Annotated in this window: 1 protein-coding gene; it reads right to left on the reverse strand. The window is 54.7% G+C overall.

What is annotated here, in order from left to right:
* Positions 1-158: 158 nt before the first annotated feature.
* Complete coding sequence (locus tag A3754_RS08460) at positions 159-338, reverse strand: hypothetical protein (protein WP_063520696.1); 180 nt, start codon at positions 336-338, stop codon at positions 159-161.
* Positions 339-723: the final 385 nt, after the last annotated feature.

Here is a 723-nt window from a genome sequence, read left to right on the forward strand (position 1 = left end):
GCAATATCGCAACGATAACCGCCGGCACGAACACCGGCACAAGAATGGTTGAATTTCGCAACACAGCATTCTTCGCCATACAAAACATCCCTATTCGCCAAACAGACTGGTCAGTGGTAGCCGCACAAACCCCTGGTTCTCTATGACCATACAGACCGTTAACTCGGCTTTCCAGCACCCCGCTCACGGCCCAGGTTACGAATATAACTCACCGCCTGTGGCATACTCATGGTCAGCCGTTCAACACGATCCGCTGTAACCTGAATCAGCGAACCCGACCAGGGGTCCGGCGCACCGGGCAGATAAATCGTCACCTCGCCGTCATCCGCGCGCCCCACCTCAAACGTCCAGCGACAAGGACTGGGAAAAGGATTTGAGGAGCCTCTGAATAACNCCTTGCGTACTCAGCGTGGCCTGGAGCGTTCAGCTGTTGTGTCTTGTCTCGATGGTCAGGGTGGTTCCCTTTCCGAGAGGCAAGGCGCAGCAGATGGGCGCTCCAGGCCACGCCCTTCGGGTCTTTCAGGCTGGCCCGCACTCGTTGTTGCACTTTTTCGATGGATGGACATATCTCGATCCCAGTTAGGGGACACCTTCAAAAGCGCGCCCTCTGTGCCCCGAATGGGGTATAGATTGCGAACCAGCCTGAAAGACTGAGCATGCAAGGCGTTATACAGAGGCTCCCTAATAAGACGCTGAAACACTATTTTCCTGAAATAAGGTTAT

The organism is Alcanivorax sp. HI0083, from assembly GCF_001635175.1.